Raw genomic sequence first — 26,883 nt, 5'->3', positions numbered from 1 at the left:
GTGGCGGGCTTTCCAGTCCTGCCGCGCGGCGCTAGGTTGGGGGCATGACAAACACGCCCCGATTCATCCACCTGCGGGTGCACACGGAACATTCGCTGCTGGAAGGCGCGGTTCCGGTCAAGAAGCTGGTCAAGCTGGTGGCCGAGGCGAAGATGCCTGCGGTCGCGGTGACCGACACGAACAACATGTTCGCGGCGCTGGAGTTTTCGGTCACGGCCAAGGATGCGGGGGTGCAGCCCATCGTGGGCTGTCAGGTCTCGGTGGCCTATGACCCTGCCGCGCAGGGGGAAAAGCTGCGGTTGCCTGCGCCTGTCGTTCTGCTGGCGCAGGACGATGCAGGGTATATGAACCTGATGAAGCTGAATTCCTGCCTTTATATCGACAAGGGCGGGCAGCTTAATCAGGTCACGCTGGACGAGTTGGAGCGGTATTCCGCAGGGCTGATCTGCCTGACCGGCGGGGCCGAGGGGCCGGTGGGCAAGCTGTTGCAGGGCGGGCAAGCCGCCAAGGCGCGGGCGCTGATGGAGCGGTTGGCCGCGATTTACGGCGACCGGCTTTACGTCGAATTGCAGCGTCACCCCGGCGAGGGCGGGCGGTTGACCGAAGCCGAGGCAGCAACCGAGCGCGGATTCGTCGAGATGGCTTACGAAATGCGCCTGCCGCTGGTGGCGACCAATGACGTCTATTTCCCGAAAGCGGGCATGTTCGAGGCGCATGACGCGCTGATCTGCATTGCCGAAAAGGCCTATGTCGACCAGAGCCAGCCGCGCCGCCGCCTGACGCCGCAGCACTATTTCAAGACCGAAGCCGAAATGTGCGCGCTGTTCGCGGACCTGCCCGAGGCTTTGGAAAACTCGGTCGAGATCGCGCGGCGCTGTGCCTTTGCCGCCTACAAGCGCAAGCCGATCTTGCCTAAGTTCGCGGATGACGAGGTGCAGGAATTGCGCCGTCAGGCCAATGCGGGGTTGGCGGCGCGGTTGGCCATCATTCCCCATGCGGTGACGGTCGAGGACTATCAGGCTCGTTTGGATTTCGAGCTGGGCATCATCGAGAAGATGGGGTTTCCCGGCTATTTCCTGATCGTGTCGGATTTCATCAAATGGGCCAAGGACCACGGGATTCCGGTCGGACCGGGGCGGGGGTCAGGGGCGGGGTCGCTGGTTGCCTATGCCCTGACCATCACCGATCTTGACCCGCTGCGTTACGCGCTGCTGTTCGAGCGGTTTTTGAACCCCGAGCGGGTTTCGATGCCCGACTTCGACATCGACTTTTGCATGGATCGCCGCGAGGAGGTGATCCAGTATGTGCAAGACCGCTACGGGCGCGACAAGGTGGGGCAGATCATCACATTCGGCGCGCTGCTGTCCAAGGCCGCCGTGCGCGATGTGGGACGGGTCTTGCAGATGCCCTTTGGGCAGGTGGACCGCCTGTCGAAGATGATCCCGCTGGAAGGCGTGAAGCCGGTTTCGATCACCAAGGCCTTGGCCGACGAGCCGCGCCTGCGCGAGGCGGCGAAGGAAGAGGTGGTGGGCCGGATGCTGGGCTATGCCGAGCAGATCGAGGGGCTTTACCGCAACGCATCGACCCATGCCGCAGGTGTGGTGATAGGGGACCGCCCGCTGGATGAATTGGTGCCGCTGTACCAAGACCCTGCGTCGGACATGCCTGCCACGCAGTTCAACATGAAATGGGTCGAAGCGGCCGGCTTGGTCAAGTTCGACTTTCTGGGGTTGAAGACGCTGACCGTGATCCAGAACGCGCTGGACCTGCTGGCGTTGCGCGGGGTTACGCTGGATATCAGCCTGATCCCCCTGGACGACAAGCCGACCTACGAGCTTTACGCAGCCGCCAAGACGGTTGCGGTGTTTCAGGTGGAATCCAGCGGCATGATGGATGCGCTGCGGCGCATGAAGCCCACCTGTATCGAGGATATCGTGGCGCTGGTGGCGCTGTACCGTCCCGGCCCGATGGAGAACATTCCGGTCTATTGCGAGGTCAAGAACGGGCTGCGCGAGTTGGAGTCGATCCATCCGACCATCGACCATATTCTGGCCGAGACGCAGGGGATCATCGTCTATCAGGAACAGGTGATGCAGATCGCGCAGGTCATGGGCGGGTATTCGCTTGGCGGGGCCGACCTTTTGCGGCGTGCGATGGGTAAGAAGATCGCCGAGGAAATGGCGAAGGAACGGCCCAAGTTCATCGAAGGGGCCAAGGTTACGCACGGGATCGACGCCAAGAAGGCGGGCGAGGTCTTCGATCTGCTGGAGAAATTCGCCAATTACGGGTTCAACAAGTCGCACGCTGCCGCTTACGCCGTGGTTTCTTACCAGACGGCTTACCTCAAGGCGAACTATCCGGTCGAGTTCATGGCCGCCGTGATGAACTGCGATATCCACCTGACCGACAAGCTGGCCGTCTATAAGCGCGAGGTCGACAAGCTGGGGATCAAGACGGTGGCGCCTTGCGTCAACCGGTCGCTGGCGACGTTTACGGTGGTGGACGGGCAGGTCGTTTACGCGCTTGGCGCGTTGAAGAACGTGGGCGTCGAGGCGATGAAGCTGATCGTGGAAGCGCGGGGGGGGAAGACCTTTGCCACGCTGTTCGATCTGGCGCGGCGGGTGGATTTGAAGCGCGTGGGCAAGCGCCCGCTGGAGATGCTGGCGCGGGCTGGGGCCTTTGATATGCTCGACCCCAACCGCGCGCGGGTGTTCGAGGGGCTGGACGGGCTGGTCGCCTATTCGGCGGCGGTGCACGAGGCCAAGGCGTCAAATCAGGTGTCGCTGTTCGGCGAGGCCGGAACGGATATTCCCGAGCCGCGGATTGCCAGCCGCGACGACTGGTTGCCGGTGGAACGGCTGGGGCATGAGCATCAGGCGGTGGGCTTCTACCTGTCGGGGCATCCCTTGGATGATTACATGGCCCCGCTCAAACGGCGCAATGTGATGACGCTGACGGAATTGACCGCCAAGGCCGAGCGGGGGCCGCTGGTGGCCAAGCTGGCGGGTTCGGTGTCGTCGCGGCAGGAGAGGAAATCGGCCAAGGGCAACCGCTTTGCATTCGTGCAACTGTCAGACCCGACGGGGCTGTACGAGGTGACGGTGTTTTCCGACACGCTGGAAGCGGCGCGCGAGCATCTGGAACCGGGCAAGAACGTGGTGCTGACGGTCGAGGCGAACCTTGAGGGGGATACGCTGAAGCTGCTCTGCCGTGGCGCGCAGCCGATTGACCAGGTGGCGGCGGAAGGCGGGGCGTCGGCCTTGCGTATCCATCTGAACAAGGCGGAAGCGGCGGCTTCGGTCGCGGCTTTGTTCGCCCGTGTCGAGGGGCGCAACAAGGCGCAGATCACCATCTGCGTGCCCGACGATCAGGGCCGCGAGATCGACCTGACCTTGCCGCAGCCCTACCCCATCACGCCGCAGATCAAGGGGGCGATCAAGGCAATGGCAGGCGTGGTGCTGGTGGAAGAGCTTTAGCGCGGCACCGGCCACAGGCGGTGGATCAGCGCCAAAAGGCCCATGGCCGCAAGCATGCCAAGTTCGATCTGCCAGTCCTCTCGGTTCGGACTGAAAAGGCAGACGGCAACCAGCAGGACGGGCGCGATCTGGTCTGCCCTGATCCGGCCGATGACCGGAACACGGGCGCTTAAGCTGCGGTAGAGAAAGAAGAAGACGGTCGCGGCGGCAAAGGCACGAAGATGGGCAAGGGACGGGTCCGTGACCCCCAAGCGGAACACAAGGGTTATCAGGACGGCAAAGGCCAGCTTGGCGCCGAGTTCTCTCGCAAGGCGTGCGACCTCACCGGCGATGACCAGCGGCAGCGAGGTTCGGAAAAGCGGCACGACGACAAGCGCCGCCAGAAGCACGGGCAGATAGGTTTGAGAGAGTGGGGCCGTCAGCGCCGCGTCAAAGCCCGCATCCCCGATCGCGGAAATGACGTGCAGCGCATAGATGAAAAGCGCCATCGCCACCGCGTCATTGACCGCGGCAAGACGGGTTTGCGGTGTGCTGGCCACATGAACCGACAGGATGTATGCGGCGGCCACGGTCAGTTGCAGGGCGATCAGGGACAGGTCGTCGTGCCACGCATCCCCTATGGCGATACGGGCAATGCCGAAGGCCAAGGCCAAAGCGGCAAATGCCACAAACTCCAGCGCACCACTTCGAACCGCATGTGACACCTGCACGCACCTTCAGCCAAAAGCTGAACAAGCCCAGCCGCGGCGGTCAAGCCGCCGTCAGAACAGCCTGTCGGCCCAGCGCGTCAATTCGTGCCAAAGGCCCGAGCCGAGCAGGAACCCGCGGGCGTGCGGGCCTTCCCGCATGATGTCGAGGACGATGAACACCGACAAAAGGACGGCGACCATGACGATCACCATCCCGACGATCCGGGACATGAAGAGCATCGCACGCATCGCAACTCCCCCAAGTGGACGCATGGGGCATGGTAACACAGTTTAAGTCGCGGCGCACGTATCGCTTGTGTCGGGATTATCCCTTTGAAAGCCAGCGCGCGCCGGCTTTTGCAACGAACACGGACAGCACGATCCGGGCGATGTGATGCAGGGTGACGAAGACCACGCTCATTTGTAGCGACAGGGCGATCAGGCTCATTTCAGCCAGTCCGCCGGGGGCGAAGGCGAGGAAGACGGCAGGGGCGGGTTCGTCGACGAGCGGGGACAGGCCAAGCGCGAAGCCGAAGGCGACAAGCAGGGTCGCGACCGAGGTGGCGGCGGCGAGCGCGAAGGCGCGGGTGAGCATGCGCCTTTCGGCCCCGGCGAAGCGTGCGCCAAGGCCGCAGCCAATGACGATCTGCGTAACGCCCACCAGCCACGCGGGCGGCACGCCGTGGACAAGGCCGGTGGCATGGGCCACGGCGGAAAACAAGATCGGGCCGGTCATGATGGCGGCGGGAAAGCGCAAGGCGCGGGCGGTGGCAAAGCCCAACGCTCCGGCGGCGAGGAGCAGGGCGATTTCGGGCAGGGTGAGAGGGATCGCGGCGGCAGGCAGGCTGACGCCGCTGGCCGAGCCGACCGCGCCGCCGGTCAGGATGGTAAAGATCAGCGGGACGAAGATGATGGTAAAGATCAGCCGCAGGAATTGCAGCACGGTCAAAAGGCGCGGATCGCCGCCCGCTTCCTCGCCCAGCTGGACGGTCTCGATCAGCCCGCCGGGGATGGCGCCGAAGAAGCTTTCGGTGCGCGGCAAGCCGCCCGCGCGATAGATGGCGTAGCCGATGGCATGGCTGACGGGCAGGAACAGGAAAAGCGCCAGCAGGCTCGGCCACCATGCAGGTGCGGCGGCCATAACGGCGGGGGTGAAGGCGCCGCCGATGGAAACGCCGATGACAGGGACGAAGGCGAGGCGCAGGCGGGGTGGCAGAAGGACGGTGCGGCCGAAGGGTCGCCAGCCGATGGCTGCGATGGTGCCGGTGGTAACGAGCGATCCGAGCAGAAGCGCGAGCGGCAGGTGCAGGCTTTGCGCCAGAAATCCGCCAGCCGCACCGATCATCAGGGTCAGGGCAAGGGCGGGCAGGTCGATCTGTGGCAGGCGCTTCATGTCGGGTCTGCTGTCCCTTTGGTCAGGTTGCGGCCCCCCCCTCCCCCTGCCCCTCCCCGTGACGGGGAGGGGTGGTTTCGGCACGGGCGGGGCATCAGTTTTCGTAGGGTGGGTGCTTTGCACCCACCGCCCCCGTTTCACCAATGCGGCGGCGGGGCGTTGGCGGCAGGGGCGTCGCCCACCATCTCTTCGCGTTCGGCCTCGCGTTCGCACAGCAGATGGACAAGGCGCGTCAGGCGGTCGATCTCGCGGCCTTGGGTTGTGACCACGTCCGACAGGTCTTCCATCGCGCGGATCAGGTGGGCCAAGCGTTCTTCTATCGCGTCGTGACGGTCCATCATCGGCCTTTCCTTGTTCGGCGCATGGCCAAGTGCGGCGCTTGCCGCGTCCTGCCCCCTGCGATACACGGGCGGCGGGAAAAAGCGAAGGTCCGACCGATGTCACAGGACAAATCCAGCCAGAAGAAACCGGGCCGCCCCCGTGCCGAGACGCCGAAGGGGTTTCGCGACTATTTCGGCACCGAGGTGACCGAGCGCAATGCGATGCTCGACAAGATCGCGGCGGTTTACCATCGCTACGGTTTCGACCCGCTGGAAACCAGTGCCGTCGAAACGGTTGAAGCTTTGGGCAAATTCCTGCCCGATGTCGACCGCCCGAACGAGGGTGTGTTCGCGTGGCAGGATGAAGATGCCGATTGGCTGGCGCTGCGCTATGACCTGACCGCCCCGCTTGCGCGGGTGGCGGCGCAGTATCGCAATGACCTGCCATCGCCTTACCGCCGCTATGCGATGGGTCCGGTGTGGCGCAACGAAAAGCCCGGTCCGGGGCGGTTCAGGCAGTTCTACCAATGCGACGCCGATACGGTCGGTGCGCCATCGGTGGCGGCGGATGCCGAGATTTGCGCGATGCTGTCGGATGCCTTGGAGACGGTCGGGATTCCGCGCGGCGACTATGTGGTGAGGGTCAACAACCGCAAGGTGCTGAACGGGGTGATGGAGGTGGCCGGCGTGCTCGACCCTGCGGACCCGTCAAAGTTCGAGGCCGAGCGCGGGATCGTGCTGCGCGCCATCGACAAGATCGACCGCTTGGGCGAGGCCGGTGTGCGGGCACTTCTGGGCGATGGCCGCAAGGATGAAAGCGGCGATTTCACCAAGGGGGCTGGGCTGTCGGATGGGCAGGCCGAGGTAGTGATGGGGTTCATGGCTGCACGGCGCGACACGGGAGCCGAGACGGTGGCCGCGCTCCGCGGGCTGGTCGGTGGATCGGTGGTCGGCGCCGAAGGTGTGGCCGAACTTGAGACCATCGCAGAACTCCTCGACCGGCAGGGCTATGGCCCTGACCGGATCGTCATCGACCCCGGTGTCGTGCGGGGCCTTGGCTATTATACCGGGCCGGTGTTCGAGGCGGAGTTGACCTTTGAAATCCTCGACGAAAAGGGAAGGAAGCGCAGCTTCGGGTCGGTCGCGGGGGGCGGGCGCTATGATGACCTCGTGAAGCGGTTCACGGGGCAGTCGGTGCCTGCGACGGGGGTTTCAATCGGGGTGGACCGCCTGCTGGCCGCGCTGCGGGCCAAGGGGCGTGTGGGCGGTGACGTGGCGGGGCCGGTCGTGGTGACCGTGATGGACCGTGACCGCATGGCCGATTACATGGGCATGGTGGCCGATCTGCGCAATGCGGGGATCAGGGCCGAGGTTTATCTGGGCAACCCCAAGAATTTCGGCAACCAGTTGAAATATGCCGACAAGCGCGGCTCTCCGGTCGCGGTGATTCAGGGCGGGAACGAGGCCGAGACGGGTGTCGTGATCCTGAAAGACCTGATCCTCGGCGCGCAGATCGCGCAGAATGCCACGCTCGAGGAATGGAAAGACCGCCCCGCGCAGGTGGAGGTGCCGCGCGACGGGCTGGTGGCTGCCGTGCGGAAGATGCTGGGGCAATGAAGGCGGGGGGGGGCAGAGGACCGACGCGGAGCGGTCCTGCGGACCGATCTGCCGGTCCGATTGCCGACGCGGCGACGCGGCGGCAAGGGGCGGTCAGCCGTCAAGACCGATCAGGCATGGGCCGCGCCCGCACGGGTGGGCGCGGAATCGCGCCCGCCAAGGGGCGGGCGGGCGCGGCCCGTGCGCGGGGCGCACGGGCGGGACTGTGGACAGCGGTCGCAGTACGCGCGGCACGCGCCGCGCGTTGTCGGGGGGGGTCGCATGATCCCGCCCAAAGCCGCCATCCGCGCCGAGGCCGAGGCGCTTTTCGCCGCCTTCCGTGCCGCCGGTGCGGTGCCGGTCGAGGCCGACATTCTGCTGCCCGCCGAAACGCTGCTTGATCTGTATGGCGAGGATATCCGCGCCCGCGCCTATGTGACGAACGACCCCTTGCGCGGCGAAATGGTGCTGCGCCCCGATTTCACCGTGCCCGTGGTGCAAGCCCATATGGCGCACGGGGCCGACCCTGCGCGTTACTGCTATCTGGGCGAGGTGTTCCGCAAGCAAGACACGCGCGGCCCACGGGCGAGCGAATATCTGCAGGTGGGGTTCGAACTGTTCGACCGCACCGCCCCCGAGGCGGCCGATGCCGAGGTTTTCGCGCTGTTCGCGGGGCTTCTGGCCCCCTTGGGGCTGCGGGCGGCGACGGGGGATATCGGGATCCTCATGGCCGCCGTGCGCGGGCTTTCCACCAGTGAACGCCGCAAGCAGGCGTTGCTGCGCCACATCTGGCGGCCCAAGCGCTTTCGCCAGTTGCTCGACCGGTTTTCGGGCCGCGCCCCCCTGCCGCAGGCGCGGGTGCAGTTGCTCGACCGTCTGGCCGCCGACACGCCCGAGGCGCTGATCGAGGCGGCGGGCAGTTTCGTCGGGCTGCGGTCACCCTCGGATATCGCGGCACGGGCGGCGGCGCTGATCGAGGATGCCGCGACGCCTGCGCTGGCCGCACCCGAAGCGGCGCTGCTTTACGACCTTTTGTCGCTGCAAGCCCCTGCTCGCGCGGCGCTGGCGCATCTGAGCGGGATAACCCCGATGCTGCCCGCCATCGCCCCCGCAGTCGACCGCTTTGCCGCGCGTCTGGATGCGTTGCAGGGGCGCGGCATCGACACGGTCGCCCTGCCCTTCGAGGCCAGCCACGGGCGCACCAGTCTGGAATATTACGACGGCTTCGTATTCAGTTTTCATGCTGCCGATGCGGCCCTGCCGCCTGTGGCAAGCGGCGGGCGCTATGACGCGCTGACGGGCGTGCTGGGTCAGGGCCAGTCGATCCCGGCGGTGGGCGGGGTGATCCGTCCGGGCCTTGTCGCCCGCCTGAAAGGGAGCCTCGCATGATCAAGATCGGGGTGCCGTCAAAAGGGCGGCTGATGGAAAAGACCTTTGACTGGTTCGGCCAGCGTGGTCTGGCGATGCGGCGCACGGGGAACGAGCGCGAATATTCCGGCACGGTCGAAGGTGCCGACGGCGTCGAACTGGTGCTTCTGTCGGCAGGCGAGGTGCCGCGCGAGCTGGCGGCGGGGCGCATCCATCTGGGGGTGACGGGCACCGACCTCGTGCGCGAAAAACTGGCCGATTGGGCCGAGATCGTGGCCGAGGTCGCCCCCCTCGGCTTTGGCCATGCCGACCTGATCATCGCCGTGCCGAATGCATGGGTCGATGTCGACACACTCGATGACCTCGATTCCGCGGCGGCGGCGTTTCGGGCGGAGCATGGCTTCCGGCTGCGGATCGCCACGAAATACCACCGTCTGGTGCGCGATTTCCTGACCGCGAACGGGGTGGCCGATTACCAACTGGTCGACAGTCAGGGCGCGACCGAAGGAACGGTCAAGAATCTGACCGCCGAGGCGATTGCCGACATAACGTCAAGCGGCGAGACACTGCGGGCGAACCACCTCAAAATCCTGTCGGACTCGGTCATCCTGAAATCGGAAGCGATGCTGTTCCGGTCGAAGCTGGCGGATGATCCGGCGCTTGACGGGTTGCTGGGCAAACTGGGCTTTTAGACTTGCGGCTTGCGGCGGCTGGCCATGGCGACGCCCGCCCCGGCCAGCGCCATGCCGACCCATGCGAGGGGGGGCATCGCCTCGCCCAGGATCGGCCATGCGAAGAGGGCTGAAAAGGCCGGGACGAGGTAGAACAGGGCCGAGACGCGGGAAACCTCGCCCAGGCGGATCATGGCGAGCAAAAGCGACATGGCGAGCAGCGAGTTGCCCAGGACAAGATAGGCGAGGACACCTGCGAATTCGAGGTTCCAGTCGATGTGCAGGCTTTCGGTCGCCCAAGCCACGGGCAGGCAAAAGGCCGCACCGACGGCGTATTGGATCATGTTTGACGCGATTGGATGGTGGCTGACGCCGAAGCGCTTTTCGTATAGCGTGCCGCCGGTGATGCCGAAAAGCGCGCCGATGGTGCACAGGATGCCGAAGCTGTTGCCAGCCTCGACCGCCGAGCGCGACAGGATGACGATGACCGCACCCGCAAGGCCGAGTGCAAGGCCCGCCCATGCGCTGGGGCTGACAGATTCGGCCACGAAATGCGGGGCGATCAGGGCGACGAGGATCGGTTGCAGGCAGACGATGATCGCCACCCCGCCCGCCGAGACACCGGATTTGAAGGCGATGTAACATAGGCCGAAGTAGCAGACCTGGATCAGGAACCCGACCAGCGCCACATCGGCCCAGGCCCGCCACCCGCGCGGCAGGGGCGGGCGCAGGACCAGCGCGAAAGGGGCGAGCACGACAAGCACGCAGACATAGCGCAGGGCAAGCAGCGTCATCGGGTTGGCATGCTGCAGCCCGAGCTTCGCCACCGCAAAACCGGCGGACCACAGGATCAGGAAAACAGACGGGGCGGCTATCAGCCAGAGCGGACGGTTTGACATGACCGGACCCTGCAACATCGCCCGCCGTGACGGTCGCCTGTTCCCGACAGCGCCCCATGCCGCCCACGATTTTTCTGCGAAAAATCTCCGCCTGCCTTGTTGCGTGGCGTTTTTGCCAAGGGGCGAAGGGGGGCCAGCCCCCCATCGGCCTTTGGCCGCTTCCCCCCGGAGTATTTTCGCAAAGGTGAAAGCGACAGGCTGTTTCACCTTTGCGATAAATACTCAGCCAACCGTGGGCGCAGGTGCAGCGGTTCAGAAAAGGGCGCGATTTTTCGCAGAAAAATCGGGGTCGGGTCAGCGCAGGCCGATTTCGGCAAGCGCCTGGGCGAGCGAGGGGGGAAGCGCCTCTTCCTTGGCGCGGCCCTTGGGCAGGTCGCGGGGGGATTCTGCAGGGTCGAGGTAGCGCCAGCCCTGAAACGGGCGGCGGGTGGCGGCTTCGGTGCGGATCACCTCGGCGTCGAGCACGAGGGCGCAGCGCCCGATGCCATCGGCCCCTTCGACACGTTCCAGCCCGACGATGCGTTGGCGGGCAAGGATCACGCCCTTGATGACCCAGAAGAGCGAGCCGCCCGCAAGCACCTCGGCCTCGCGTTTTGGCCACATGCGGGTGACGTGAAGGGCGCGGCCCTTGGGCCAGACATGGCTGTGCGCGTCTTGCCATTGGGTCAGGTCTTCGACCGAATCCGCGCCGACGCAAAGTTTCAGGATGTTTACGAATCCGGCCATGATTTTCCCCGTACAGGGGGCTTATCCTAGACTGTTGGTTAACGGGGGCAAGGCCATGGTCAGGCGTTAACGGGCTTGGCCTTTGGCGCGGAACGCTCTATCTTGTGCGTTCCGTCAAAAGCACCCCCAATAACAAGGATTTTTCCATGTCCCGATTCGCTGCCCCCATCGCCGAGCAGATCTGGGATATGAAATACCGGCTGAAGGCTGCGGATGGCACGGCGATCGACGGGACGGTCGAGGATACCTGGCGGCGGATCGCGCGCGCCTTGGCCGAGGTCGAGAAAGACCCTTCCCATTGGGAGGCGAAATTCTACGCAGCACTCGAAGGGTTCAAGTATCTGCCTGCGGGGCGGATCACCGCGGGGGCCGGCACGGGGCGGTCGGTCACGTTGTTCAACTGTTTCGTCATGGGCACCGTCCCCGACAACATGGGCGGCATCTTCGACGGGCTGAAGGAAGCCGCGCTGACCATGCAGCAGGGCGGCGGGATCGGTTACGATTTCTCCACCATCCGCCCGCGCGGGGCCGAGGTGAAGGGCGTTGCCGCCGATGCGTCCGGCCCCTTGTCCTTCATGGATGTCTGGGACGCGATGTGCCGCACCATCATGTCGGCAGGCAGCCGCCGTGGCGCGATGATGGCCACGATGCGTTGCGACCACCCCGATATCGAGGCTTTCATCGAGGCCAAGAAAGACCCTGCCCGCCTGCGGATGTTCAACCTGTCGGTGCTGGTGACCGACCCCTTCATGGCGGCGGTCAAGGCCGACGGGCCGTGGGAGCTGGTGTTCGACGGCAAGGTCTACAAGACGGTGCAGGCGCTCGATCTGTGGAACCGGATCATGAAGAACACCTTCGAATTCGCCGAACCGGGAGTGATCTTCATCGACCGGATCAATGCGATGAACAACCTTGCCTATTGCGAGACCATCGCCGCGACCAACCCCTGCGGCGAGCAGCCCCTGCCTCCTTACGGAGCCTGCCTTCTCGGGTCGATCAACATGGCGACTTTGGTTGCCGATGCCTTCACGCCATCGGCGCGGGTCGATCTGGCAGCGCTGGACGATCTGGTGCGCGTGGCCGTGCGGATGATGGACAATGTGGTAGATGCCAGCCGCTTCCCCCTGCCCCAGCAGGCCGAGGAGGCGCGGAACAAGCGCCGGATCGGGCTGGGCGTAACGGGGCTTGCCGATGCGCTGCTGATGGTCGGCCTGCGCTACGGGTCGGTCGAGGCGGCAGAAGCCACCGAGGCGTGGATGAAGGCGATTGCGCGGGCGTCGTATCTCGCTTCCGTCGATCTGGCCAAGGAAAAGGGCGCGTTTCCGCTGTTCGATGCCGGGAAGTATCTGGCATCCGGCTCGTTGCGGCATATGGACGGCGATGTTCGCGATGCAATTGCAAAGCATGGCATCCGCAACGCTTTGCTCACGTCGATCGCGCCGACCGGGACGATCAGCCTTTATGCGGGCAACGTGTCATCGGGGATCGAGCCGGTTTTCGCCTATGCCTACACCCGCAAGGTGCTGCAGAAAGACGGGTCACGGACGGAAGAAGAGGTCGTCGATTACGCCGTACGGCTGTATCGCGAAACCCATGGCGACGGCCCCCTGCCCGCGCATTTCGTGAACGCCCAGACCCTGCCCCCGCTTGACCACGTGCGGATGCAGGCGGCGGCACAGAAATGGATCGATTCGTCGATCTCCAAGACGATCAACTGCCCCGAGGATATCTCGTTCGAGGATTTCAAAGAGGTCTATATGGCCGCCTGGGATCAGGGCTGCAAAGGCTGCACGACCTATCGGCCCAACGATGTGACGGGGTCGGTCCTGTCGGTTTCCGAAGCGTCGGACAAGACGCCGACCGAGGCGCCCGCAACGGTGCGCGCGGGTGAAGGCGGCGAGGTGGTGTATCTGTCGGAACCGCTCGACCGTCCGGCGGCGCTGGAGGGGGCCACGTATAAGCTGAAATGGCCGGGGTCGGAGCATGCGCTTTACATCACGGTGAACGATGTGGTGATCGCAGGGCACCGGCGGCCGTTCGAGGTGTTCATCAACTCGAAGAACATGGAGCATTTCGCCTGGACCGTGGCGCTGACGCGGATGATTTCTGCGGTGTTCCGGCGCGGCGGCGATATCTCGTTCGTGGTGGAAGAGCTGAAGGCGGTCTTCGATCCGCGCGGCGGGGCATGGATGGAGGGGCGCTACATCCCGTCGATCCTTGCAGCGATCGGGGGCGTGATCGAGCGCCATCTTATCGAGATCGGCTTCATCGCGGGTGAAGGCCTTGGCCTTAAGTCGGACCCGCAGGCCGAGGTGGTATCCCTCAGCGCCCCCAAAGGCAAAAGCTGCTCGAGCTGCGGCGGGTTCGACATGCGGATGGTCGAAGGCTGCATGACCTGTGCGAGCTGCGGCTATTCGAAATGCGGGTGATGTGACGGGGGGCTGCTGTAGCGTCCCCATAGGTTTTTCCTTTTGGGGGCGTTTTCCTTCCATCGATTGGCGCAAGGTTTTTCCTTCTTTGACCGGCCAGTTTTTCGCTCGGTCATAAGTAATTGAAATAAAATAATCTTTGGTGGACTCTTCGAAAGGGCTTAAAGCGAGCACATCGAGCCTGGGTATCCTGACGATCCGCCTCTGCAGCGCACCTCAAAGGTTTTCTCTTCAGAGGCACTTTTCTTGCACCGATCAACTCAAGGGGCCCGGCCTACTATCGTGCTAGGGTCAGGACTCGTTCTCGTTTCATAGCCGGAACATAACGGTTGCGGCGAGTGCGACGGCGGAGAGGAAGACTTTTGGGCATCTATCGTAGCGGGTCGCGACCCTGCGCCAGTCCTTCAGACGTCCGAACATGATCTCGATCCGGTTGCGGCGTTTGTAGCGGCGCTTGTCGTGCTTGATGGGTTTGTCGCGAGACTTCCTTCCGGGGATGCAGGGCTTTATCCCCTTGTCTTTCAATGCTTCTCTGAACCAGTCGGCGTCATAGCCCCGGTCAGCGAGCAGCCAATCTGCCTTTGGCAAGCTGCTCAGCAGCGCCGCCGCGCCGGTGTAATCACTGACTTGGCCCGCCGTCATGAAGAACCGGATCGGGCGACCATCAGCGTCGGTGACGGCATGCAACTTGGTGTTCATGCCGCCCTTCGTCCGACCGATCAGACGGCCCTTATGGTCGCCTGGCCCCCCTTTTTCGACCGCAGGCCGGTCGCCGTGCGATGCGCCTGATCCGATCCCCAACGTTGGACCGCCCGAAGGCAGAGTTTTCCGGCTTCGCTCAGGGTGACGGGCTGGTGACGCCCCCTGATTTCGTCAGCATGATCGGGACCTTGTTGCCGATCGCGCCGTGTGGCCGTTCCTCGTTGTAGTATCTGCGCCAAGCCTCCAACTTTTCGGCAGCGTCCGCAAGGGTGAGGAACCAATGCTGGTTCAGACATTCCGCCCGGAAGCGTCCATTAAAGGCTTCGATGAAGGCATTGTCCGTCGGCTTGCCGGGCCGGGAGAAGTCGAGGACCACCCCGCGCTGGTAAGCCCAGAGGTCCATGTCGCGCGAGACGAACTCGCTGCCCTGATCGACGCGGATCGTCTTGGGATAGCCCGCCGTTCGGCACACCCTGTCGAGCGTCGCCACGACGTCTTCGCCGCGGTAGCTGTATCGGACGTCGAGCACCGGGACGTAGCGGGAGAAGGTATCGACAATGCTCACGACACGCAGTTTCTTGCCGGTCGCCAACTGATCATGAACGAAGTCCATCGCCCAGACATCATTCGGTCCTACAGCGACAGCCCGGTCATCGCGAAGCTTCGCCTGGCCCGTTGCCGGTCTTCCGATGTCAGAAAATCGATTGCCGTCACGATGTGATAGAGCGAGCTTGCCGGTATATGGTCGACAAGGCTGTTGCCTGCGGCATCGACCCGGTCGACCCAGCCCCCCGCGACAGCAGGGGCGATGAAGCTTTGCCAAGCCTTGTCCAGAACCTTTTCCGTGCCAGCCGCCCGCACTGCTGCGGCTATCGGCGGCGAAAGGGCCTTTGCTGCCTCCATCGCGGCCCAAAGACGGCTGGTGTTGGCCGTTCCTTTGTCGCTGACAGCTTCGGTCACGGTGCCCTTTGTGTCGCAACCCCGCAGGCCCTTTGCCAAAAGCCTGTCGATGCGGTTGCCTGCACCGCTTCGGGTCATCGCGCCGTGCCGTGCCAAAAGCCATGCCCATTCGAAATGATGCCCCGGTTCGAAGGCGTTGTCGGGGTTCAGGGGCGACCATTCGTCATCGAAGAACTCTGTCAGAACGGCGTCCGGCGAAAAGAACCGCCTGTCGAAAAGCGCGACGATCGCTTTCATCCGATCCGACATGTCTCCACAAAGACCGGTTTCTTGCAATGCAATCAGGGCTTCCAAAAGATGCATGTGCGGGTTTTGCCGGCGCGGCAGTGACGTGTTCGGCCAGTTTTCTGCAAAGCCGCCCGCCGGGTGGGCCATTTCGCGATCGAGGAAGGCAAGGGTTGTCTGTACCATCCGGATGTGGCGCACTTGTCCGTCCAGCCGGATAAGCGCGGCCAGGGCCAAAAGCACGAAGGCATGGGCATAAAGGTCGCGCCGGGGATCGGCGACTGTGCCGTCGGCGCTGCAGGAAAAGACCCAGCCGTCACTTCCCGCCGCGTAAGCCGCGATCATCGCATCCCCCGCTCGCAGGGCAAGGGATCCGCCGTCCTTGTCCCAGCCATTGCGCGCGGCGGTCGCGAAGACGTGGATCTGGCGGGCTTGCACCATCAACCGACGCGGCACGTCGACCAAAGGCGCACCCTGTGGTGACAGGCGTTCGACAAAGCTGCCGCCGCGCCGGTCAAAGCCCACATCGCTCCACAATGGCAGGGCCTGGTGGCAGAGCCAGTCGATCCAGCGGGCGGGCTGCGAGGGGGTCATGTCAGGCCCGGCAGGTCTGCGACGAACCTGTGCAGGTCGCCGCCGGAAAACAGGTGGCCGGCGATGCCTGCCGCCGCTGCGGCGGCCATATCGCTTGGCCTGTCACCGATCAGGAAGCTGCGGCTGGTGTCGATGCCATGTCTGGCGATCAGCGAGGTCACCATTCCCGGCGCGGGCTTGCGGCAGTCACAGATGCGGGTAAAGCGGGGCACGGAGCCTTCGGGGTGATGCGGGCACCAGGCAATGTCGGTAAAACGCGCATCGAGCGGCAAGTCGGCCTGCATCGCCGCATGGACGCGGGCGATCGCGCTTTCGGGAAAGTAACCGCGCGCGACGCCCGACTGGTTCGTGACGACAAACAACAGATAACCGCGCGCGGCCAGCAGGGCCAAGGCCATGTGCGCGCCCGGCATCCAGCGGATGTCTTCGGGGTCCGACAGATAGCCGGTGTCTGCGATCAATACACCGTCACGGTCGAAGAAGACGGCCTGTCGCAGGCCGCGCCGGTCAAGGGACGAAGACGGAGGGATCGGAGGTGCAATCGCCATAGGGAATATCCCTCCTGCAAGGCGATCCGGCTACCGGAAACACCGTGCAAAAGCAAGATCAAGCCGGTCACCCCCCCATTGAACTGCCCTATGCCTACATACTTTGGGCTGGGTTTGACGGGCAGGGAGTTCATGCTACCAGCGGTAGACATTGCAGGAAGTAAACATGGTTACCGCAAAGGTCGAAACTGCAGGGCCGCTTATCCTTGTGGTCGGCGATGTCATGATCGACCGCTATATTTTCGGTGATACCACCCGCATTTCGCCCGAGGCTCCGGTTCCCGTCGTCCGCGCCGGAGCCGAGGAGATCCGGGCTGGCGGTGCCGCAAACGTCGCCGCGAACGTGGCTGCACTGGGGGTCGCGTGTCGCCTGCTCACCATCTGCGGTGATGATGGCGCGGCAGTCGAATTGAACGGATTGATGGCGCGGCAGGGCGTCACGCTCGATTGCGTCACTGACAAAGGCCAGCGCACCACCGAGAAGATCCGCCTGATTTCGGGCGTGCAGCAGATTGCACGTATCGATCATGATTGCACCGTGACCGATGCCGCCCGCGCCACGCTTGCCGCACGGTTCGAGGCGCTGCTTGACGGGGTCGGCGCGGTGATCTTTTCCGATTACGCCAAGGGTGTGTTGACAGCCTTGCCCGAGCTTCTGGCCATCGCGGCGCAGCGGGGGGTGGCTACATTCGTCGACCCAAAGCCGGTTGACCCTGCCCGCTATCGGGGGGCGTTCCTGCTCAAACCGAACATGGCCGAGTTTCAGGCGCTGTTCGGAAGTTGCCCGCCTGACCGGATCGTCGACCGTGCCCGCAGCGCGCTTGACGAGATGGGGCTTGACCACATGCTGATCACACGCGGGGCAAAGGGCATTTTGCTGGTGTCGCGCGACGGCGAGGTGGTCGACCGCCCGACACAGGCGCTTGAAGTGTTCGACGTGACCGGCGCGGGCGATACCATCATCGCAGCGCTTGTCGTGGGGCTGGTGCAGGGGCTGAGCATGGCGACCGCCATCGATCAGGCCAATATCGCGGCAAGCATCGCCGTTTCACGGCGCGGCACCTATGTGGTGACGCGCGGTGATCTGGACGAACGCCTGTACCGGCGCGAGCATTTCATGACCAAGCTGGTTCCGCTTGCCATGCTGTGCGACCGGATCGCGCGTGCGCGGGAAACGGGCGCGCGCGTCGTTTTCACCAATGGCTGCTTTGACGTGCTGCACGCGGGCCATGTGCGCCTGCTGGCCGAGGCCAAGCGTCAGGGCGACATCCTGATCGTGGGGCTAAACTCTGACGCGTCGGTGCGCCGTCTAAAGGGGGCGCCGCGTCCGGTCAACGCGCTGGCAGACCGTGCCGAGGTCATCAGCGGGCTTGCCGCCGTCGATCATGTCGTGGTCTTCGAAGACGACACGCCGCTTGCCTTGATACAGGCGCTGCGCCCCGATGTGCTGGTCAAAGGGGGCGACTATACGCCCGACAGCATCGTGGGGGCCGATGTCGTGCGCCAGTCCGGCGGGCGGGTGATGACCGTGCCGCTTCTGCCCGGCCGGTCGACAACGGCGACGCTGGGGGCCTTGGGCCGATGAACCCCGCTTTCGCCCGCGTCCTTTGCCATGCGGCCCTGACGAGGGTAACCTGTCCCCGAAGGTTCGGCGTCGAAACGGCACGGCTTTTGCCGGTTGACTGAAACAGTTCCATGGAATGGCTATCCCTATGACCAGCGCGAATAACGATCTGACCATCGAACAAGCTTTGGCGCAGGCGCATGGCCATTGGCAGGCTGGTCAGGCCGATCAGGCCGAGCGTCTGTGCCAGCAGGTGCTTGCGATCTGGCCGGGGCAGGCCGATGCGCTGCACCTGATGGGTCTGATGGCCCATGCCTATGGCAACCTCGACCTTGCGATCGACCATCTGCGCCGCGCCTGCCTCGCGCCGCGTGCGCCTGCGGTCTACGTCAGTAACCTTGCCGAGATGTGCCGTCAGGCCGGCCAACTGGCCGATGCCGAACAGGCGGGGCGGCGCGCGGTCGCGATGGACAACACACTGGTTGCAGGGTGGAACAACCTCGGGATCATCCTGCAAGAAGCGGGCAAGCTGGAAGAAAGCCTGACCTGCCTTGAACGGGTGACAGCGCTTCAGCCCAACTCGCCCGAGGCGCATAATAATCTGGGCAACACGCTCAAACGCTTGGGGCGGCTCGATCAGGCGCAGGGGCATTACCGGCAGGCGCTTGCGCTTGCGCCGCAATATTCCGAGGCGATGAGCAACCTGTCCAATCTGTTGACCGATCTGGGGCAGTTCGATGCGGCGCTTGGCATGGCGCGGCAGGCGATCGAGGAAAATCCCCGCCTGTCGGACGCCTATATCAACGCGGCTGCGGTCGAGGTGTCGCGCGACCGCTACCCCGAAGCCCTGCGCTGGGTCGACGCCTTGCTAAGCTATGCCCCCGTCCATGCCAACGGGCTGTCGGTGCGCTCGACGGTGCTGCGCCGCATGGGCAGGCTGGACGAAGCCCTGGCTGAGGCGCGGCGCGCCGTGGCCGCCTCCCCGCAAAGCGGCGAGGCGCTGAACATTCTGGGCGAGGCGCTGCAGGCGTTGGACCAGACCGACGAAGCCTTGGCGGCGTTTGACAAGGCGGCGGGCACGATCGGGTTCGCGGCGGAAAAGGCGATGGTGAACCGCGGTGTCGTGCTGATGGAGCAGGGCGACACGCAGGCCGCCAAGGCTGCGTTCGATGCGGTGCTGGTGCGGCACCCCCGTTCTGCCTCGGCCTGGTTCAACATGGCCGACCTGCACCGCTTTGCGCCGGGCGATCCTGCCATCGCAGCGATGGAGGCGCTTGTCGCCCCCGGCGCGGTGCAATCGCAAAACGACCGCACGGCGCTGCACTTCGCGCTCGCCAAGGCGTGGATGGATGCGGGCGATGCCGAGCGCGCCTTTGCCTACATGGACGAAGGCAACCGCCAGAAGCGGGCGACCTTTGCCTATGACGCGCAAGCCATCGATGCTTGGTTCTCGCAGATCATCGCCAGCTTTCCGCCCGAACTGGTGCAGCGTCCGAAAGCAGCCGTCGCAGGCAGCGGGCTTGCCGTCTTTGTGGTCGGTATGCCGCGTTCGGGGACGACGCTGATCGAACAGATCCTCGCCTCGCATCCGGCGGTGCGGGGGGCGGGCGAGTTGGGCGTGCTGCCCGCGCTGGTCGGCCAGTCGGGCGGTTGGCCAGCATTGGCGGGCCAGTTGACCGAACAAAGCGAAAGCGCGCTGGGGCAGGCCTATCTTGATGCCATCCGCCACCTTGCGGGCAATCGGGCGCGGCTGGTCGACAAGATGCCGTCGAACTTCATGTATGCGGGTCTGATCAACCGCATCCTGCCAGATGCCACGATCATCCACGTCCGCCGCGATGCGGTCGACACCTGCCTGTCGTGCTATTCCAAGCTTTTCACCCGTGAACAGCTTTTCAGCTACGATCAGGCCGAGCTTGCACTGTTCTATCGGGGTTACATGCGACTGATGGACCACTGGCGCGCGATCCTGCCGCCGGATCGGTTCATCGAGGTGGCTTACGAAGATGTCGTCGCCGACATCGAGACCGAAGCGCGGCGGCTTGTCGCGTTTTGCGGTCTGGACTGGAACCCCGCCTGTGTCGATTTCCACCAGACCCGGCGTACGATCCGGACGGCCAGCCTGAATCAGGTGCGCCAACCGATCTATTCGGGCAGTGTCGGGCGCTGGCGCCCCTATGCCAGCCAGATCGCCGTACTGCTTGACGGGCTTGGCATCGACGCCGACGCAACCGTCAGGGCCAAGGTGGCCCCGTGACGCTTGCGGCAGTCGAGGAACGCGCCCGCAGCTTGCTTGCATCCGGACGGGGGGCCGAAGCTGAAGCGATCATCGCGCCCTTGCTGGCAGATGGCACAGGTCCGGTCAGCCTTTGGGCGCTGCTGGCACAGGCGTTGCGCGTTCAGGGCCGCGTGCTTGACGCCAAACCCATTCAGGAAATGCTGGTCGACGCCCTGCCGGGGCAATACTCGGCACGGTTCGACCTGTCGGAAACCCTGCTTTTGCTCGGCGAATTTGACCGCGGCTGGCGCGAATACCGCTTCCGCTACAGCCTTGCCCATACCGCAGCCATCGAACGCAAGGTGCAGCGCCCGCGCTGGGATGGCCGCCCCATTCCGGGCCAGACGCTGCTGATCCATGACGAACAGGGGTATGGCGACACCTTTCAGTTCATGCGTATGGTCGCTTGGGCCAAAGAGCGCAGTCAGGCCAATGTCGTGCTCGAGATCAATCACGACATGGCCAGCATCGCGAGCCGGATGAAGGGCTTTGACGCCATCACCCTGCGCGGGCAACTGCCGCCGCCTTTCCACACCCACTGCGAAATGATGAGCCTGCCCGCCGCGATGCGGTTGCAACTGGCCGATCTGCCGGGCACGCCGATGCCCTATCTTTCGGCCCTGCCCGAACGCCGCGCGGTCTGGCGCGCGCGTCTTGCGCCCTATGCGGGGCTGAAGGTGGCCTTCCTCTGGGCGGGCCGTCCCACCCATTTCAACGATGCCAACAGGTCGATGTCTCTGGCGGCGCTGGCCCCGCTTGGACAAGAGGGCGTGACGTTCTTCTCGATCCAGAAAGGGCCGACCGAGGGCGATGCCCTGTCCCCGCCACACGGCATGGAGATGGTCAGCCTAAGCCCTGAAATCGCCGATTTCGAGGATACCGCAGCCATACTGTCCGAGGTCGATCTGCTGATCTCGATCGACAGTTCGCCGGTGCATCTCGCGGGTGCGCTTGGGGTTCCCGTCTGGGTTATGCTGCCCATGCTGCCGGATTGGCGCTGGCTGCTGGGTCGCGAGGATTCACCTTGGTATCCCTCGGCCCGTTTGTTCCGGCAGACCGAATGGGGCCGGTGGGATCAGGTCATCGCGCAGGTCGCCGCGGCGCTGGCCGAACGCAAGTCGCTTGCATAGGCCTACGGGCAAGGCCTATCCGTGGCCTTTTGTCTGCCGGTACCGACAAAGTTAACAGGTATTACCTACCTTGGTATGTATCTATGTCCAAATGACAGAACGTCATTCCCAAGCGTCGAGTTGAAGAGGATCAGCACATTCCTAAGGTGTTGATTTGATAACACTCATTCGGTAGGCCCAGCATGTCGCGGATCAAATTCAACCGGGCATTGCTCGGAACTACCGCGCTTATCGTTGTTTCCGTTGCGGTCAATTTGCCTCAGCCGACCTGGGCCGACCCGATCACGGTATCGACCTCCGAGGCCTCGGTCAGCAATGCAGATACGATCAGCGGGGGCGAGACCGCGCTGATCGTGACAAACACCGGCAGCATCGGCACCTTTACCAACACGGGCACGCTGTCGGGGACGCCGAACGGCGGATCGAACAACGGCAGCATCGGCAGTTTCGTCAACGACGGGCTGATCAGCGGCAGCGAAAAGGGGATGGGCAACCAGTCCACCATCACCAGCCTGACCAACAGCGCGACCGGCACCATCATGGGCGGCACCGCCGCAGGCCTGCAAAACGACACCTCGATGGGCACGATCACCAATGCGGGCGTGATCTCGTCGGGGTCGGCGGGCGCTGCGAACTACGGCACCTTGGGGCTGCTGTCCAACAGCGGCAGCATCAGCGGCGGACCGCAGGGCCTGTTTAACTCCGGCTCGATCACCTCGATCACCAACTCGGGCAGACTGACGGCCCCGCAATCGGCCATCGGCCTCAGCGGTTCTGTCGGATCGCTCACCAACAGCGGCTTCATCGGCGGCGGCAGCAACGGCATCAACCTCGAAGGCTCGCTCGGAACGCTGGTTAACGAAGCCGGCGGCACCTTGGGCGGCAACTTCGCGCTCTCCCTCTCGGGCAGCCTCGGCGGGTTCTCGAACAGCGGCATAGTGTCGGGCATCATCGTAAACACCTCGTCGAACGCGCTGACGATCTCGGGCGGGGCGGGAACCGTCACCGGCACGCTGACCGGTGCGATCCCCTCCAACCGTGGCAGCATCGTGAACACGCTGTCGAACCTCGTGTTCACCGGCGGCAACCTGCTGCTCAACGACAATATCAACGCCACCGGCCACACGGTTTCCAACACCGGCGCCAACCTTTCGATCGCGAACTCGATCAATATCGCAGGCGCCTTCAGCCAAAGCGCGGGCACGCTGAACATCGACCTGATTTCGGGGAGACTGGCCATATCGGGCGCCGCCACGCTTTCGGGCGGCACCATCATGTCGTCGTTCCAAAGCACCGGCAATTACCTGGTCGGTACGCGAACCCTTGTCAGCGCAACAAGCCTGAACCTCAGCGGGGCGACCGTCTCGGTCGGCTCACTGGCCGGACTTTCCCATTCGGTCAGCACCATCAACAACCAAGTGGCGCTGACGGTCGCGAATGACTATGTCGGCGGCACGCTCGCGACACTCAACAACACCGCGACGATCACCAGCGCGAACACCGGGCTTTATGTGGCCACGACCGGCACCATCGGCACGGTGACCAATTCAGGCACCTTTGGTGGCGCGCAATTCGGCGTGAACAACCGCGGCAGCATCGGCAGCTTTGCCAACAGCGGCCTGATCACCAACAGCAACTTCACCGCGTTCTGGAACCAGGGCACCATCGGCCAACTAGTCAACACCGGCACAATCTCGAACAGCAGCTGGGCCATCCTGAACAGCAACACGATTTCGACGCTGACCAACAGCGGTGTAATTGCGGGCGGGGGCAACGCGATCCAGAACAATGCCGTGATCACCCTGCTCGACAACAGCGGCACCATGTCGGGCGGAAGCAACGTCATCGCGGGCAACTTCGGCACGATCGTCAACAGCGGCGTGATGCGCGGCAACGTCAACGGAAACGGCGGCACGATCGGCACGATCATCGGTGGCAGCAATGGCACGGTCGGCACCTTCACCGGTGCGAGCGGCACGTTGCAGGGGACCATCGGCATGTCGATGCCCACCCTGACCTTTGCTTCGGGCGCATTGCTGCTGAACAATTCGATCACTGCCGCCGGCACCCTTGCGGCAAGCGGTGCGACAGTGCTGAACAGCGGGGCTGATATCACCTTGTCGACCATCGTTTCGGTCGATGCCAAATTCACCCAGACCGCAGGCAGCCTGAACCTGGGAACCGCAGGCAAACTGGCCGTCACGCAGGCGGCCAGCATCACCGGCGGATCGGTCTTGGTCGGAGGGTTCTCATCGACGAGCACCTATCTGGTCGGCTCGAACAGCCGGACGCTGGTATCGGGCGGCGTAGGCTCGACCTACACGGGCGTGAACGTCTCGATCGCGGGCGCCTTTACCGGACTGGCCGCCACCGCTTCGACCAGCGGAACCAACCTGCTGATGGCCGTCGCAAACAACTACGTCGGCGACACCCAAGTCTCGATCACCAACACCGCAACGATCACAGGTGTGACCAACGCGCTTTACGTGGCGAACACCGGCAGCATCGGCACCTTTACCAACAGCGGACAGTTGACCGGAACGTCGAACGGCGGGTCGAACAACGGCAGCATCGGCAGTTTCGTCAACGACGGGCTGATCAGCGGCAGCGAAAAGGGGATGGGCAACCAGTCCACCATCACCAGCCTGACCAACAGCGCGACCGGCACGATCACGGGCGGTACCGCCGCAGGGCTGCAAAACGACACCTCGATGGGCACGATCACCAATGCGGGGCTGATCTCGTCGGGTTCGGCGGGATTTGCGAACTATGGCACCTTGGGGCTCTTGTCCAACAGCGGCAGCATCAACGGCGGACCGCAGGGCATTTACAACTCTGGCTCCATCTCGACGATCAGCAACACGGGCAGGATGACGGCACCGCAATCGGCCATCGGGCTTAGCGGGACTGTCGGGTCACTTACCAACAGCGGTTTCATCGGCGGCGGCATTAATGGCATCAACCTCGAAGGATCGCTGGGAACGCTGATCAACGAAGCCGGCGGCACCTTGGGCAGCAACACCGCGCTTTACATATCGGGCACGCTGGGCGGGTTCTCGAACAGCGGCATCGTATCGGGCAACATCGTGAACGCCTCGTCGCGCGCCCTGACGATCACGGGCGGAACGGGCACTGTCACCGGCACGCTGACAGGTGCGAACCCCGCCAATCGTGGCAGCATCACGAACACTTCGTCGAACCTTGTCTTTGCCAGCGGCAACCTGCTGGTGAACGACAACATCAACGTCGGGACCAACACGGTCACCAACTCGGGTGCTGCGCTGTCGATGGGCAGCCAGATAAGCGTCACAGGCAACTTCAGCCAAACCGGCGGATCGTTGGCGCTGTCTGGCGCAGGCAAACTGGTGGTGAGCGGTGTCGCAAATCTGGCGGGTGCAAGCATCACCCGCAAGGCGGATTGCCTGACGTCGGGCAGTACCTATCTGGCCGGATCGGTGGGCTGCACGCTGGTCGCCGGTGGCGCGGGGTCTGACTATACCGGCGCGACCGTCACCGTGGCCGAGGGCTTTGACGGGTTGGCACTGGTCAAAGCGGTCGACGCAAACAACCTGCTCTTGTCCATCGGCAACTATTACGTCGGCGGCAGCTACGGGTCGATTACCAACGCGGGCACGATCAGCGGGACGGACACGCCGCTATACGTCGCAGCGGCGGGCAGTCTGGGCAGCTTCACCAACAGCGGTGTGCTTGACGGGTCGATCTCGGGCGGCCTGAACAAGGGCAGCATCGGGCTTTTGGCAAACAGTGGCACCATCATGGGCGCGGCCGGTTTCAACAATATTTCCGGCGCATCCATCGCAACGCTGTCCAACCTTGGCATCATGACCGGCGGGCTGGGTGGGGCCGCCATCGTCAACGGTGGCAGCATCGGCAGCCTGATCAACGCGCAGGGCGGCGGATCGATCACCGCGCTGACCTATTCGGGCAATCTGCCGGGCGCCTATCTCGATTACGTCGTGTCAGGCAGCCAATACGGCCAGCTTGCCCTGTCGTCACCCGTCGGTACGCTTGCCGATTTCGAAGTGGCGGCCGGGTCGACCCTCAGCTACGGGGCGACCTATGCCAGCGTCATCAGCGGGCTGGGCACGGTCGAGGGGCAGGACGCGACGGTGGTCGGAACCTTCCTGCAGGATACGGTCCTTTATGACTGGAACCTTGTGAATGTCGGTGGCGGTGTCTGGGACCTTGTCGTCGAAGACCTGATCACAGCCCCGACGAAGGAAAATGTGACCGCCGTCAACCAGACCGCGGTCGTCACAAGTTTCGCGCAGCAATTCGATGGCAGCGCCGTTCTCGGCCAGCTTTTCCAGATGCGCGCTGCGGCGGAAGCGACGCCCGACGAAAGCCTGCGCATATCGAGCAGCGGTGCCCCAGCGCCACGGATGAACGGCTTTGCCATCGCGCAGGGTGCCATCGCCCGCTATGACGCCACGGCCGAAACCGAGGGTTTCGATGCACAGGCGATCGGCCTGACCTTTGGCACAGCGCATCAGCTCAGCGATGCAGACGCGCGCATCGGCGTGTTCGGGTCGCTTTTCACCAGCGAAAGCTCCAATCAGCGCACCTCTGACCGCGTAGATTCAAAGGGTGTGGGCCTGTTCGGCGATACCGCCTTGGGCGGGGGCCTGCGACTTGAAGGCTATCTTGCCTATTACCGCCAATCCCACGACATCAGCCGCAGCCTTGCGGGCTATGTCTACACCGCGTCACCCGATGGCGATGCCTTCAACGCCTATGCGAAGATTTCGAGCAACGGTTTGAAATTCGCAAACGGCTTGTCGATCAAGCCCTATCTGGCCCTGTCCTACACGCAGCAATCGACCGATGCCTATGACGAGGCCGGGATTGGTGACGCGCCCCTGCAAGTCGGTGCCGACAGCACATGGAACGCCGGTACCTCCATCGGGGCTACGGTTTCGACCAATGTCCAACTGGCTAACGGCATGACCCTGTCCCCGACACTCGACGCAGCCTGGATCCATGCCGTGCGCGACGGTGAACGTTCGGTCGCAACGAGCTTCCTAGGCTCTGGCGACATCTTTGACGCAACCGTTGCGGGTGTGGACCAGAATTACGGCCGCATCACCGCATCCTTCAACCTGAGCGTTCAGGACAATCTGAATGTGTCGCTGGATTATACGACCAACGTGATGCAGGACGGTTACGGCAGTCAGGGCAGCGTGCAACTGAAGGCAAAGCTTCGGTTCTAGGTTGCCCGCATCGGGTGGCAGGGGCTTGGAACGCGCGTTCCAGCCCCGGCCTGTCATTTTGCAGTCGCAGGCCGATCTGCGCGG

General features: G+C 64.0%; 17 protein-coding genes and 2 pseudogenes. 9 read left to right on the top strand and 10 right to left on the bottom strand.

The features are described from left to right. The first annotated feature begins 44 nt into the window (after positions 1-44). Positions 45-3,476: a DNA polymerase III subunit alpha gene (gene dnaE / locus HYN69_RS00730; RefSeq protein ID WP_108434052.1), complete on the top strand. Its 3,432-nt coding sequence runs from the start codon at positions 45-47 to the stop codon at positions 3,474-3,476. Here the strand turns inward: dnaE and HYN69_RS00725 are convergent. The 4 genes from HYN69_RS00725 to HYN69_RS00715 all read right to left on the bottom strand — a co-directional run bounded on the left by HYN69_RS00725 (position 3,473) and on the right by HYN69_RS00715 (position 5,899). Further along, entirely contained in the window at positions 3,473-4,180 is a 708-nt protein-coding gene (locus HYN69_RS00725) for a hypothetical protein (protein WP_159082315.1), read from the bottom strand. The genes dnaE and HYN69_RS00725 overlap by 4 nt on opposite strands. Before the next feature lie 57 nt (positions 4,181-4,237). After that, the gene (locus HYN69_RS20420; protein WP_159082314.1) at positions 4,238-4,414 is read right to left on the bottom strand and encodes a hypothetical protein; all 177 of its coding nucleotides are present in this window, start codon (positions 4,412-4,414) and stop codon (positions 4,238-4,240) included. Between the two features lie 76 nt (positions 4,415-4,490). Then, positions 4,491-5,558 (bottom strand): AbrB family transcriptional regulator, encoded by a 1,068-nt coding sequence (locus tag HYN69_RS00720; protein WP_108434050.1) that lies wholly within the window; start codon positions 5,556-5,558, stop codon positions 4,491-4,493. A gap of 137 nt (positions 5,559-5,695) precedes the next feature. Then, on the bottom strand, positions 5,696-5,899 hold the full coding sequence (locus HYN69_RS00715; RefSeq protein ID WP_108434049.1) for a SlyX family protein: 204 nt from the start codon (positions 5,897-5,899) through the stop codon (positions 5,696-5,698). Between the two features lie 96 nt (positions 5,900-5,995). On the opposite strand from HYN69_RS00715, the gene hisS reads away from it, so the two are divergent. The 3 genes from hisS to hisG all read left to right on the top strand — a co-directional run bounded on the left by hisS (position 5,996) and on the right by hisG (position 9,534). Then, a complete protein-coding gene (gene hisS, locus HYN69_RS00710; protein WP_108434048.1) occupies positions 5,996-7,495 on the top strand; it encodes a histidine--tRNA ligase in 1,500 nt (499 codons plus the stop codon). A 261-nt stretch (positions 7,496-7,756) separates the two neighbouring features. After that, positions 7,757-8,863: an ATP phosphoribosyltransferase regulatory subunit gene (locus HYN69_RS00705; protein ID WP_108434047.1), complete on the top strand. Its 1,107-nt coding sequence runs from the start codon at positions 7,757-7,759 to the stop codon at positions 8,861-8,863. Beyond that, positions 8,860-9,534 carry an ATP phosphoribosyltransferase gene (hisG, locus tag HYN69_RS00700; RefSeq protein WP_108434046.1) on the top strand — a complete coding sequence of 225 codons (675 nt, stop codon included), beginning with the start codon at positions 8,860-8,862 and terminating at the stop codon, positions 9,532-9,534. The genes HYN69_RS00705 and hisG overlap by 4 nt, the downstream gene beginning before the upstream one ends. Here hisG and HYN69_RS00695 read toward each other — a convergent pair. After that, a complete protein-coding gene (locus HYN69_RS00695) occupies positions 9,531-10,412 on the bottom strand; it encodes a DMT family transporter (RefSeq protein WP_108436956.1) in 882 nt (293 codons plus the stop codon). The two genes, hisG and HYN69_RS00695, sit on opposite strands and share 4 nt — an antisense overlap. Positions 10,413-10,706: 294 nt before the next feature. Further along, the gene (locus HYN69_RS00690; protein WP_108434045.1) at positions 10,707-11,138 is read right to left on the bottom strand and encodes a DUF1489 family protein; all 432 of its coding nucleotides are present in this window, start codon (positions 11,136-11,138) and stop codon (positions 10,707-10,709) included. Positions 11,139-11,284: 146 nt separating this feature from the next. Between HYN69_RS00690 and HYN69_RS00685 the strand changes: the two genes are divergently transcribed. Beyond that, on the top strand, positions 11,285-13,567 hold the full coding sequence (locus tag HYN69_RS00685; protein WP_108434044.1) for an adenosylcobalamin-dependent ribonucleoside-diphosphate reductase: 2,283 nt from the start codon (positions 11,285-11,287) through the stop codon (positions 13,565-13,567). Positions 13,568-13,876: 309 nt separating this feature from the next. Here the strand turns inward: HYN69_RS00685 and HYN69_RS00680 are convergent. From HYN69_RS00680 to HYN69_RS00665, 4 genes and pseudogenes are all read right to left on the bottom strand, one after another. Then, positions 13,877-14,355 (bottom strand): annotated as a pseudogene (locus tag HYN69_RS00680) (IS5 family transposase); the annotation flags it as partial. A gap of 50 nt (positions 14,356-14,405) precedes the next feature. Next, positions 14,406-14,939 (bottom strand): annotated as a pseudogene (locus tag HYN69_RS00675) (integrase core domain-containing protein); the annotation flags it as partial. Next, positions 14,903-15,895: an AGE family epimerase/isomerase gene (locus HYN69_RS00670; protein ID WP_230426537.1), complete on the bottom strand. Its 993-nt coding sequence runs from the start codon at positions 15,893-15,895 to the stop codon at positions 14,903-14,905. The gene HYN69_RS00670 and the pseudogene HYN69_RS00675, both read right to left, overlap by 37 nt. A gap of 149 nt (positions 15,896-16,044) precedes the next feature. Continuing rightward, positions 16,045-16,596, bottom strand: coding sequence for a D-glycero-alpha-D-manno-heptose-1,7-bisphosphate 7-phosphatase (locus HYN69_RS00665; protein ID WP_108434042.1), 552 nt, complete (start codon positions 16,594-16,596; stop codon positions 16,045-16,047). 166 nt (positions 16,597-16,762) lie between these two features. Here HYN69_RS00665 and rfaE2 point away from each other — a divergent pair, with 166 nt between their 5' ends. The 4 genes from rfaE2 (at position 16,763) to HYN69_RS00645 (ending at position 26,799) form a co-directional block, all read left to right on the top strand. Further along, positions 16,763-18,181 (top strand): D-glycero-beta-D-manno-heptose 1-phosphate adenylyltransferase, encoded by a 1,419-nt coding sequence (gene rfaE2 / locus HYN69_RS00660; RefSeq protein WP_108434041.1) that lies wholly within the window; start codon positions 16,763-16,765, stop codon positions 18,179-18,181. Between the two features lie 127 nt (positions 18,182-18,308). Beyond that, positions 18,309-20,417, top strand: coding sequence for a tetratricopeptide repeat-containing sulfotransferase family protein (locus HYN69_RS00655; protein WP_108434040.1), 2,109 nt, complete (start codon positions 18,309-18,311; stop codon positions 20,415-20,417). Beyond that, positions 20,414-21,568 carry a glycosyl transferase family 8 gene (locus tag HYN69_RS00650; protein WP_108434039.1) on the top strand — a complete coding sequence of 385 codons (1,155 nt, stop codon included), beginning with the start codon at positions 20,414-20,416 and terminating at the stop codon, positions 21,566-21,568. Before HYN69_RS00655 ends, HYN69_RS00650 begins: the two co-directional genes overlap by 4 nt. Positions 21,569-21,750: 182 nt before the next feature. Next, the gene (locus tag HYN69_RS00645; protein WP_108434038.1) at positions 21,751-26,799 is read left to right on the top strand and encodes a beta strand repeat-containing protein; all 5,049 of its coding nucleotides are present in this window, start codon (positions 21,751-21,753) and stop codon (positions 26,797-26,799) included. Positions 26,800-26,883: the final 84 nt, after the last annotated feature.

It is taken from the genome of Gemmobacter aquarius, from assembly GCF_003060865.1.
Lineage (GTDB): Bacteria > Pseudomonadota > Alphaproteobacteria > Rhodobacterales > Rhodobacteraceae > Paragemmobacter > Paragemmobacter aquarius.
The sequence above is the reverse complement of the archived record's forward strand: the minus strand, read 5'-3'. Positions and strand labels throughout refer to the sequence as shown.

Coding starts and splice junctions, on each gene's coding strand:
- HYN69_RS00645 (WP_108434038.1), top strand. CDS start 21,751: ATGTCGCGGATCAAATTCAACCGGGCATTGCTCGGAACTACCGCGCTT.
- HYN69_RS00690 (WP_108434045.1), bottom strand. CDS start 11,138: ATGGCCGGATTCGTAAACATCCTGAAACTTTGCGTCGGCGCGGATTCG.
- HYN69_RS00715 (WP_108434049.1), bottom strand. CDS start 5,899: ATGATGGACCGTCACGACGCGATAGAAGAACGCTTGGCCCACCTGATC.
- hisS (WP_108434048.1), top strand. CDS start 5,996: ATGTCACAGGACAAATCCAGCCAGAAGAAACCGGGCCGCCCCCGTGCC.
- HYN69_RS00670 (WP_230426537.1), bottom strand. CDS start 15,895: ATGGTGCAAGCCCGCCAGATCCACGTCTTCGCGACCGCCGCGCGCAAT.
- HYN69_RS20420 (WP_159082314.1), bottom strand. CDS start 4,414: ATGCGTGCGATGCTCTTCATGTCCCGGATCGTCGGGATGGTGATCGTC.
- HYN69_RS00665 (WP_108434042.1), bottom strand. CDS start 16,596: ATGGCGATTGCACCTCCGATCCCTCCGTCTTCGTCCCTTGACCGGCGC.
- hisG (WP_108434046.1), top strand. CDS start 8,860: ATGATCAAGATCGGGGTGCCGTCAAAAGGGCGGCTGATGGAAAAGACC.
- rfaE2 (WP_108434041.1), top strand. CDS start 16,763: ATGGTTACCGCAAAGGTCGAAACTGCAGGGCCGCTTATCCTTGTGGTC.
- HYN69_RS00685 (WP_108434044.1), top strand. CDS start 11,285: ATGTCCCGATTCGCTGCCCCCATCGCCGAGCAGATCTGGGATATGAAA.
- HYN69_RS00720 (WP_108434050.1), bottom strand. CDS start 5,558: ATGAAGCGCCTGCCACAGATCGACCTGCCCGCCCTTGCCCTGACCCTG.
- dnaE (WP_108434052.1), top strand. CDS start 45: ATGACAAACACGCCCCGATTCATCCACCTGCGGGTGCACACGGAACAT.
- HYN69_RS00705 (WP_108434047.1), top strand. CDS start 7,757: ATGATCCCGCCCAAAGCCGCCATCCGCGCCGAGGCCGAGGCGCTTTTC.
- HYN69_RS00695 (WP_108436956.1), bottom strand. CDS start 10,412: ATGTCAAACCGTCCGCTCTGGCTGATAGCCGCCCCGTCTGTTTTCCTG.
- HYN69_RS00655 (WP_108434040.1), top strand. CDS start 18,309: ATGACCAGCGCGAATAACGATCTGACCATCGAACAAGCTTTGGCGCAG.